Here is an 8,429-nt window from a genome sequence, read left to right as displayed (position 1 = left end):
GGCTAGGCCCGCCCCCGGCCCCGCACCGCTCGGCCGCCCCGGGGCGGCCCCGGGGCTGCGCCGGTCAGCCCAGGAAGGAGAGCCGGACGGTGCGCCGCGGGTTGTCTCCGTTGGTGTCGACGAGGACCACCGACTGCCAGATGCCCAGCGCGAGCCGCCCGTCGATCACCGGCAGGGTGGCGTGCGGGGCGACCAGTCCGGGGACGACGTGGTCACGGCCGTGGCCGGGGGTGCCGTGCCGGTGCTGCCAGCGGTCGTCGGCCGGCAGCAGCTGGCGCAGGGCGGCGAGCAGGTCCGCGTCGCTGCCGGAGCCGGTCTCCAGGACGGCGATCCCGGCGGTCGCGTGCGGAACGAAGACGTTGAGCAGGCCGTCCCGGCCGACGGCGTGCAGGTCGAGGAACCGGGCGCAGCGGTCGGTGATGTCGAGCGCGACCTCGCGACTGCCGGTGGTGATCTCGATGGTCTCGGTCCGGAAGGACGTGGAGTGGGGGGTGGTGTGGGTGTGGTCCGCCATGGCGCCATCCTCGCCCACGTCCGGGGGCGGCCCGACCAGCCTCGCCGACTCTCCGTGCCGGTGGGGCAAGTCGGTTTACCATGAGAGGTTCAGACCAATCCGGGCGGTGCGGCGAGCCGGGGCGGCGCGGGCCCGGGGCGTCCGGTTCCGGGCACGCCGAAGACCCGGCGGTCGCGAGGATCCGCCGGGTCGGTGCAGGTGGGTGCGGAGGGCGGTGGCGCGCCCCGGGGCCGGTCGGCCCCTCAGCCGCGGCCGCGCCCGCCGAAGAGCCCGCGCCGCAGTCGGCGCAGCGGCGCCAGCAGCCTGACCCGCGCATGGCGGCGCGGCGGCGCGGTCGGAGCGCCGACACCGCGCGGCGTCAGCTCCCTTATCAACCCGAGCGCCTCGGCGGTGTCCACCGCCGGGAGCGCGGGCGCGCCGAGCACAGCCAGGTGCCGGTCGATCCGGCGGCCGGTCGTGCCGACACCGCACTGGATCGCCGGCACGCGGGGCCGAGTCCGCACTTGCATGTGTTCCATCTGATTTCCCACCCCTACGAGGCGCCAGGGCCGTGAGGCGAAGACTATCCGCGACAGACGGTCTTCGCGCAACCGTCCCGGTGTTCTGCCACCGTACCGTGCGGCGTCAACTGACACCGCACCAGGGGCTGCCCGAGCGGTCACGACTAGGCATCAATGATGGTGCACGACCGGGCATTCGTCAGCGGGTTCGCCGGGTCGCGCACCCGGCGCCCGCCGTGCGGATGCGCGCCGGGCGCGCGGAGTCACCACCGCCTCACCTCCCGTGTCCGCCGGGCTGCCGCCGGGAGCCCTGCTTCACCGCAGGGTCGGTACGACTATCCATTTAAGAAGTGAACGCAAATGAGGGATTGACGCGGGGGCGGTCTCCAAGCAGTATCGGTAGCGATCACGCGGGCGCGAGTCGCGCCCATCGTCGTGTTCGACTGATGAAGATTCCGGCTCCCCCGCGCCTACTGCCAGGCCGCCTCGACGCTGCGGCGGCCAGGTTCGGGCGGTGCTCGGACCGGCGGCCGGCCGTGAGGGTCGGCCGGGCCGCCACCAGGCTGCCGGTGCCGCCCCGCACGGGGTCCGGCACCGGCGGCTCCTGCCCCGCGGACCTGCGGGTTCAGCCCTTGCGCCGCCTCGGTAGACTCGGCCAGCGTGCCAGTCCTCCTCAGCATCGTGCTCCCGGTCCACGGGGTGGAGCGCTTCCTCCCGCGCTGCCTCGACTCCCTCCTGGCGGACACGCCCTCCGCCGAGTCCCGCTTCGAGGTGATCGCGGTCGACGACCGCTCCCCCGACCGCTGCGGCGCGATCCTGGACGAGTACGCGGCCCGCGACCCGCGGCTGCGCGTCCTCCACCTCGCCGAGAACCAGGGTCTCGGCGGCGCCCGCACCGCCGCCCTGCCCGAGGTGCGCGGCGGCTACGTCTGGTTCGTCGACAGCGACGACTGGGTGCCCGAGGGCACGGTGGCCGCCCTCCTCGACGAGCTCACCGCGGAGACGGAGCGCACGGAGCGGGGCGGGGCCCCCGCCGACGTGCTGCTGACCGACTTCACCCACGTCTACCCCGACGGCGGCACCGAGCCCAACCCCTGGCGGCACGTGCTGACCGGCTCCCCGCTCGTCGCCGGGTGCACGCTGGCCGAGCACCCGGCGCTGTTCAAGACCGTGATGTCGGTCTGGAACAAGGTGTTCCGCCGGGAGTTCCTGCTCGGCCTCGGCGTCTCCTTCGGCCGCGGCTACTACGAGGACATCTCCGTCACCTACCCCGCGCTGCTCGCCGCCGAGCGGCTGCGCTACCTCGACCGCCCCTGCTACTTCTACCGCCGCGGCCGGGCCGGGGCGATCACCAGCACCGCCTCCGCCAGGCACGCCGACGCCTTCGCCCAGTACGACGCGATCTTCGCCTTCCTGGACCGGCCCGACCGCCCCGGCCGGCCCGTGCCCGGGGAACTGCGCACCCTGGTCTTCGAGCGGACCGTGCAGCAGGCGCTCACCGTCTACGACACCCCGGGGCTGGTCCCGGTCGGGCTGCGGCCGGAGTTCTTCCGCCGGATCGCCGGGCACTTCGCCCGGCACCGTCCGGCGGGCTACCGCTTCCCCGGGGGCGTGCGCGGGGTGCAGTACCGGCTCGCGGCGCGCGGTTCCCGGCGCGCGTACGCGGAGCTGCGCCGTACGGGACGGCTGCCGCGCGAGCTCAAGCGCGGGGCCAGGGCGGTGGCGCCGGCCCTGAAGAAGGGGGTGCGCAGCAGCGCCCGCTTCACCGCGTACAACGCCTTCCGCCGGATGCCGCTCGACCCGAACCTGGCGGTCTACGCCGCGTACTGGCACCGGGGTTACGCGTGCAGCCCGGCCGCGATCTACGAGAAGGCGAAGGAGTTGGCGCCCGCGGTCCGCGGCGTCTGGGTGGTGGAGAACCGGGCGCAGGCGGCGACGCTGCCGCAGGGCGTGCCCTACGTCGTCGTCAACACCCCGGCCTACCTGAGGACGATGGCCACCGCGAAGTACTTCGTGAACAACGTCAACTTCCCGCGCACGATGGTGAAGCGGCCCGGCACGGTGCACGTCCAGACGCAGCACGGCACACCGCTCAAGGCGATGGGCATGGACCTCAGGGACCACCCGGTGGCCGCCGACGGGATGGACTTCGACCGGCTCCAGGAAGCCGTGGACCGCTGGGACTTCCTGGTCTCCTCCAACCCGCACACCAGCGAGCACTTCGCCCGCGCCTTCCCCGGCCGCTACGAGATGCTGGACACCGGCTACCCGCGCAACGACCGGCTGGCCCGCGCGACGCCGGCCGATTCGGCGGCGATGCGCGAGCGGTTCGGCCTGGAGCCCGGGCACACCGCCGTGCTGTACGCGCCCACCCACCGGGAGGCGCGCGGCGGGTACGTGCCGCTGCTGGACGTGCGGGAGCTGGCCCGGGAGTTGGGGCCGGAGTTCACGCTGCTGGTGCGCACCCACTACTTCCACACCGGCGGCCCGGGCGACCTGACGGAGCAGGAGGGCGCGGCGCGGATCGTGGACGTGTCGGCGCACCCGACCGTGGAGGACCTCTACCTGGCGGCGGACGTGCTGGTCACGGACTACTCGTCGATGATGTTCGACTACGCCGTGCTGGACCGGCCGATCGTGATCTTCGCGCCGGACTGGGAGGAGTACAAGCGGGACCGCGGCGTCTACTTCGACCTGTTCGAGCAGCCGCCGGGCGCCCTGACGACGGATCCGCAGGGGCTGGCGGCGGCGCTGCTGGCCGGGGACCCGGAGCCGGCGGCGCGGGCGGAGTTCCGCAAGCGCTTCAACCCGTGGGACGACGGCGGGGCGGCGGAGCGGGTGGTCCGCCGGGTCTTCCCGACCACCGGCTGAGACGCCCGCCGGGACACCGGCGCGAGGCCGGTGAACACGGCGACGGGGCCCCGGTCGGTAGAACTTAAGCCGCGCCCGGGGCCCCGTCCTCGGCGGGTCAGCCCTGGCGCGCGGCGAGGAACTCGTCGAAGGTCAGCTCGCCGTCGTGGTTGGTGTCCATCGTCTTGATGACGGCCTCGGCCACGGCGATCGAGGTGGTCAGGTCGCCGAGCTCACGCGCGACCAGCGCGTACTCGGTGGCGGTGATCCGGCCGTCGCCGTTCACGTCGTACTTGTCGAACGCCGCGCGGATGGTGTCGACGTCTGCCATGGGGCCCTCCCTGGGATGACCAGATGCTGATGTGTATTTCCGACGGCCGTACCCTACCGGGCCGTGGTGAGCGCCACGGTCGGCGGGAGTGGACGGCCGCCGGGGTGGGTGTCGTAGTCTGCGGTTCTGATCCCGGCCCGGCCGGGCCAACCGAACGCCGCTCGTCGTAACCCCAGGCCCGGGCACCTCTCGGGCGTGCTCGTCCAGGGAGGGACCATGCTCGATCTCGTCACCAGGCTGGTGCTGAAACCGCTCGCCCGGGGGATCTGGCGACCCACCATCGAGGGCATCGAGAACGTGCCGCGCAAGGGCGGCGTCATCCTGGCCAGCAACCACCTCTCGTTCATCGACAGCGTGGTGATCCCGCTCACCGCCCCGCGCCGGGTGCACTTCCTGGCCAAGGCCGAGTACTTCACCGGCACCGGGCTCAAGGGCGCGCTGTCCCGCGGCTTCTTCCAGGGCATCGGCGCGGTGCCGGTCGAGCGCGGCACCTACCGCTCCGCGCAGGCCTCGCTGGAGCGGGCGCTGGAGATCCTGGAGGACGGCAAGGCCTTCGGCATCTACCCGGAGGGGACCCGCTCGCTGGACGGGCGGCTCTACCGCGGCAAGACCGGCGTGGCGTGGCTGGCCCTCACCGCCGGCGTCCCGGTGGTGCCGGTGGCGCTGGAGGGGCCGGAGGAGATCCTGCCGGTCGGCAAGCGGGTGCCGCGCCTGAAGAAGGTGACGGTCCGTTTCGGCGAGCCGCTGCACTTCGACGAGCTGCACGGGCAGGCCCGGTCGCTCAAGGCCCGCCGCCAGGTCACCGACGAGGTGATGGCGGCGATCCAGCGGCTCTCCGGCCAGGAGGTCGCGCAGACCTACAACGAGGTCCCCAAGGCCGCCTGAACCGGGGGCGGGCGGCGCGGCGGCATCAGGACGCGGCGGCGACAAGGCGCGCGGCCGGGTCAGGGCGCGGCGGCGACAAGGCGCGCGCCGGGTTCAAGGGGCGACCGGCACGGCCGGGGCCTCCCGGCGCAGCAGCGCGGCGTAGCGGCCGTCCGCCGCCAGCAGTTCGTCGTGGGTGCCGAGTTCGGCGACCTCGCCGCGCTCCAGCACGGCGATCTGGTCGGCCGCGCGCACGGTGGAGAGCCGGTGCGCGACGGTGATGGTGGTGCGGCCCGCCGCGAGGGCGTCGATGGCCTCCTGGACGGCGCGTTCGGTGCTGTTGTCCAGCGCGCTGGTGGCCTCGTCGAGGATCAGCACCGGCGGGTTGCGCAGGATGGTGCGGGCGAGCGCGAGGCGCTGCTTCTCCCCTCCCGAGAAGCGGTAGCCGCGCTCGCCGACCAGGGTGTCGTAGCCGTCCGGCAGGGCGGCGACGGTGTCGTGGATCCGCGCGGCCCTGGCGGCGGCGACGAGTTCCGCGTCGGTGGCGTCCGGCTTGGCGAAGCGCAGGTTGTCGGCGACCGAGGCGTGGAAGAGGTAGGTCTCCTGGGAGACCACGCCCACCGCGCGGGCGAGCGTCTCGAAGGACAGCTCGCGCACGTCGACCCCGTCGAGGGTGACCCGGCCGCCGGTGACGTCGTAGAGCCGGGGCACCAGGTAGCTGAGCGTGGTCTTTCCGGAGCCGGTCCCGCCGACCACCGCGAGCGAGCCACCGGCCGGGATCCGCAGGTCCACCCCGGCGAGGGTGGGCCGGTCCTGCGCCGGGTCGTAGCGGAACTCGACGCCCTCGAAACGGACCTCGCCGCGCACGGCGTCCAGGGTGACGGGGCGTTCGGGCTCGTCGATCTCCACGGCCAGGTCGAGGTACTCGAAGATCCGCTGGAAGAGCGCGAGCGAGGTCTGCACCTGGACGCCGGTGGAGAGCAGGCTGACCGTCGGGCGGAACAGGCCCTGCTGGAGCGAGACGAAGGCGACCAGGGTGCCCACCGAGACGATCGGGGCGCCGCCGGCCGCGGCCACGCCGGCCGCCCAGTAGATCACCGCGGGCATCGCGGCCATCACGACCTGGATGGTGTTCATCCGCCAGCGCCCGGCCATCGAGGCGCGCACCTCCAGCTCCGCCAGCCGGTCGGACTGGCCGGTGAACTCGCGGGAGAGCGAGTCGGAGCGGCCCATGGTGCGGCCGAGCAGGATGCCGCTGACCGAGAGCGACTCCTGCACCGCCGAGCTCATCGCGGCGAGCTGCTTCTGCCGCTCACCGGTGATCTTCTTGCGCTCGTTGCCGACCCGCCGGCTGATCCAGACGAACAGCGGCAGGAGCAGCAGCGAGACCACGGTCAGCCGCCAGTCCAGGGCCGCCATGGCGACCACCGAGGCGGTCACGGCGGTGAAGTTGGAGACCAGGGAGGTGGCGGTGGAGGTCACCGTGGACTGCATGCCGCCGATGTCGTTGGCGATCCGGGACTGCACCTCGCCGGTGCGGGTGCGGGTGAAGAACGCCAGCGACATCCGCTGGAGGTGGCCGTAGACGGCGGTGCGCAGGTCGTGCATGACCCGCTGGCCGACGGTGGTGGATATCAGCGTCTGCAGCACGCCGAAGATGCTGTTGACCACGGCGGCGCCGACCATGCCCAGCGCCAGGGCGGTCAGCAGGCCGGTGCGGCCCTGCGGGATGGCGGTGTCCAGGACGGCGCGCAGCAGGAACGGCGTGGTCACCGAGACCACGGCGGAGGCGGCGACCAGCAGGCCGACGACGGCGAGGCGGCCGGAGTAGGGGCGGAAGAGCGCGAGGATGCGGCGCCACTGGGCCGGCGGGCGCGGGTCGTCCTCGGTGCGGGCGGGCGGGGTCCACTGGATGCCTTCGGGGCGCACGGGCGGGCAGCCTCCCTCGGACGGCCGGGCGGGCGCGGCGCCCGGGGGCGCGCGCCGGCGGCGGGTGGGCGGTCGGGCGGTGGCCAGCATAACGAGAGAGGCTCATAGTTAGCAAAGCTAATAGTGAGACGCCCTCCGCGATGGCCGCCCGGCCGTCCGGCCGCCCCCTCCTTCGGATCAGGTGGTGCGGTAGGTGCGGGCCGCCCTGGAGGAGACGCCGCCGAGCCCCCCGGACGGCAGCACCCGGGCGACGGCCACCGCCAGCTTGTAGCGCTTGCTCGGCACCGACACCGAACGCCCCCGGGCCAGGTCGCGCAGCGCCTCGTCCACCACGCGCTCCGCGGACAGCCAGCCCCAGGCGGGGATGTTGTCGGTCCCCATGCCGGCCCGCTGGTGGAACTCGGTGCGGGTGAAGCCCGGGCAGAGCGCCATCAGCCGCACCCCGGTGCCGCCGAGGTCGCGCATCACGCCCTGGGTGAAGCTCACCACCCAGGCCTTGCTCGCCCCGTACGTGCCGCGCGGCAGGAACGCCGCCACCGAGGCCACGTTGACGACCGCGCCACGGCCGCGCTCGCGCATCCCCGGCAGCGCGGCCGTCGTCAGCCGCAGCACCGCCTCGATGTGCACCTTCAGCATGTCCAGCTCGTCCTGGAGCGGCACGGTGGAGAACGCGCCCCGGTTGCCGAAGCCCGCGTTGTTCACCAGGAGGTCCACCGGGCGGTCGCCGTCGGCCAGGCGGGCCTCGACCGCCGCGATCCCCTCGTCGGTGGCGAGGTCGGCGCCGAGCACCTCCACCTCCACGCCGAACCTCCCGCGCAGGTCCTCGGCGGAACGCTCCAGCCGCCCGGTGTCCCGGGCCACCAGGACGAGCCGGTAGCCGCTCCGTGCGAGCCGGCGGGCGAACGCGGCTCCGATGCCGGCGGTCGCGCCGGTGATCAAGGCAGTGGTCATGCAGCGACCGTACCTACTCGCGGGTATCCGCGACAGTCCGGCGACGCTGCCGCTGCGCCCCTGCGCGATGCCTCACCGTGACGAGAGTGACGGAGCGTGCAGGGGTGGCGCCGGTCGGTTCGTGCTCGTATCGTCGATCGAGGGGGCATCGCCGGACCAGGCGGTGGAACTTCGATGAGGAGGCACTCAGATGCTTGCTCAGACCACCCGTACGACGCGGGCCCCGCTCGCCACCCAGGCCGAGATCGACGCGCTCGGTACGTTGATCACGGAGGACGAGGCGGCTGTCAGCGACGCGCCCACGTACCAGCCCGAAGCCGCAGGCCTGCTCCTGCTTCTCGGACTCATCCTGCTGTCGCCGCAGAAGGCGCCCAAGGACAAGTAGGCCCCCCGGATCCGGTCGACCCGGCCGGGGCGCGGGCGGGGGGGCAGCCCCCCCCGGCCCCGACCCGCCCGCGGGCCCCGGGGCCCGGGCCAGCGGGCCGCCCCC

8 protein-coding genes are annotated in these 8,429 nt (G+C 73.8%); 3 read left to right on the top strand and 5 right to left on the bottom strand.

What is annotated here, in order from left to right; all coding sequences use genetic code 11:
• Positions 1-64 precede the first annotated feature (64 nt).
• Positions 65-514: a secondary thiamine-phosphate synthase enzyme YjbQ gene (locus ACFU74_RS34305; protein WP_380763989.1), complete on the bottom strand. Its 450-nt coding sequence runs from the start codon at positions 512-514 to the stop codon at positions 65-67.
• A gap of 242 nt (positions 515-756) precedes the next feature.
• Positions 757-1,032 (bottom strand): hypothetical protein, encoded by a 276-nt coding sequence (locus ACFU74_RS34300; protein ID WP_350542760.1) that lies wholly within the window; start codon positions 1,030-1,032, stop codon positions 757-759.
• Positions 1,033-1,674: 642 nt separating this feature from the next.
• Here ACFU74_RS34300 and ACFU74_RS34295 point away from each other — a divergent pair.
• A complete protein-coding gene (locus ACFU74_RS34295) occupies positions 1,675-3,885 on the top strand; it encodes a CDP-glycerol glycerophosphotransferase family protein (RefSeq protein WP_380763987.1) in 2,211 nt (736 codons plus the stop codon).
• A 97-nt stretch (positions 3,886-3,982) separates the two neighbouring features.
• On the opposite strand, the gene ACFU74_RS34290 is transcribed toward ACFU74_RS34295, so the two are convergent.
• On the bottom strand, positions 3,983-4,195 hold the full coding sequence (locus ACFU74_RS34290) for an EF-hand domain-containing protein (RefSeq protein ID WP_380763985.1): 213 nt from the start codon (positions 4,193-4,195) through the stop codon (positions 3,983-3,985).
• Positions 4,196-4,411: 216 nt separating this feature from the next.
• On the opposite strand from ACFU74_RS34290, the gene ACFU74_RS34285 reads away from it, so the two are divergent.
• Positions 4,412-5,080 (top strand): lysophospholipid acyltransferase family protein, encoded by a 669-nt coding sequence (locus tag ACFU74_RS34285; RefSeq protein WP_380763983.1) that lies wholly within the window; start codon positions 4,412-4,414, stop codon positions 5,078-5,080.
• A gap of 93 nt (positions 5,081-5,173) precedes the next feature.
• On the opposite strand, the gene ACFU74_RS34280 is transcribed toward ACFU74_RS34285, so the two are convergent.
• The gene (locus ACFU74_RS34280; RefSeq protein WP_380763981.1) at positions 5,174-6,988 is read right to left on the bottom strand and encodes an ABC transporter ATP-binding protein; all 1,815 of its coding nucleotides are present in this window, start codon (positions 6,986-6,988) and stop codon (positions 5,174-5,176) included.
• A gap of 177 nt (positions 6,989-7,165) precedes the next feature.
• Positions 7,166-7,939 carry an SDR family NAD(P)-dependent oxidoreductase gene (locus ACFU74_RS34275; protein ID WP_380763979.1) on the bottom strand — a complete coding sequence of 258 codons (774 nt, stop codon included), beginning with the start codon at positions 7,937-7,939 and terminating at the stop codon, positions 7,166-7,168.
• Between the two features lie 190 nt (positions 7,940-8,129).
• On the opposite strand from ACFU74_RS34275, the gene ACFU74_RS34270 reads away from it, so the two are divergent.
• Positions 8,130-8,324 carry a hypothetical protein gene (locus tag ACFU74_RS34270; RefSeq protein ID WP_380763977.1) on the top strand — a complete coding sequence of 65 codons (195 nt, stop codon included), beginning with the start codon at positions 8,130-8,132 and terminating at the stop codon, positions 8,322-8,324.
• The last annotated feature ends 105 nt before the right edge of the window (positions 8,325-8,429 follow it).

It is taken from the genome of Kitasatospora sp. NPDC057500, assembly GCF_042802195.1.
Classification (GTDB): Bacteria; Actinomycetota; Actinomycetes; order Streptomycetales; family Streptomycetaceae; genus Kitasatospora.
Note: the sequence above shows the minus strand (reverse complement) of the source record. Positions and strands in the feature narration are given on the sequence as shown.